The organism is Bradyrhizobium sp. UFLA05-89 (genome assembly GCF_059803475.1).
The window spans coordinates 1-1040 of record NZ_JBANBA010000277.1; the positions used below are offsets into that span (position 1 = coordinate 1).

General features: G+C 61.3%; 1 protein-coding gene. It reads left to right on the plus strand.

The genetic code is table 11. From position 1 onward, the window contains the following. Window positions 1-1040: helix-turn-helix domain-containing protein (locus tag SO139_RS46245; protein ID WP_498542160.1), on the plus strand; the 1040-nt coding region annotated here is incomplete at both ends.

A 1040-nucleotide genomic window follows, 5' to 3' on the forward strand; every position in this document is an offset into this window, starting at 1 on the left:
CCGCAAGACCGGCTACAAGATTTTCGATCGCTACAAGGAGCACGGGCTTGAGGCGTTAAGCGACCGCTCCAGGCGGCCGATACGCTATGCCAACCAGCTTCCGCAACAGCTCGAGACCCTGATCGTCAGGCTGAAGAGCGAGAAGCCGCACTGGGGCGCCCGCAAGATCCGCGAGCTGCTGGTGCGTCGGCTCGATGGCGACATCAAGGTGCCCGCCAAAAGCACCATTCACGCGGTGCTCGACCGCCACGGCCTCGTCAAGCGCGGCGGCGGGCCGCGCCATCGCGCGCGCGGCACGCCGCTGTCGCAGGGCACGCTTCCCAACGATCTGTGGTGCACCGACTTCAAGGGCGAGTTCAAGCTCGGCAATGGCCGATACTGTTATCCGCTGACCGTCACGGACCATGCCTCGCGCTTCCTGCTGCTCTGCGAGGCGCTCGATTCCACCCGCGAAGATCCTGCAATTACTGCCTTCGAGCGCCTGTTTCGCGAACGCGGTCTGCCGCTTGCCATCCGCTCCGACAATGGCGTGCCATTTGCCAGTGCCAATGCCTTGTTCAATCTCTCAAAGCTGTCGGTGTGGTGGCTCAGGCTCGGCATTGCGATCGAGCGCATCAAGCCAGGCCATCCGCAGCAGAACGGCCGTCATGAGCGCATGCATCTCACGCTCAAAAAAGAAGCCACCAGACCGCCGGGGTCCAATAGCCTCCAGCAGCAGGATCGCTTTGACAGCTTCAGGCACGAGTTCAACCACGAACGTCCCCACGAGGCTCTCGACATGAAGCGCCCCGCAGACATCTACACGGCCTCGACACGCCGCTATGATGGCCTGCCCGGACTGACCTATCCCTTCCACGATCGAGATGTCGTCATCACATCCTGCGGCCGCCTTTGTCTGCACCGCAAGAAAATCAATATCTCAGTCGCGCTGGCCGGCCAAAAGCTCGGAATCAGGGAAGTCGACGAGGGCATTTGGCTCGTCAGCTTCATGCACTATGATCTCGGATATTTCGACCTGGAGCAGAGAACCTTGCAACCCC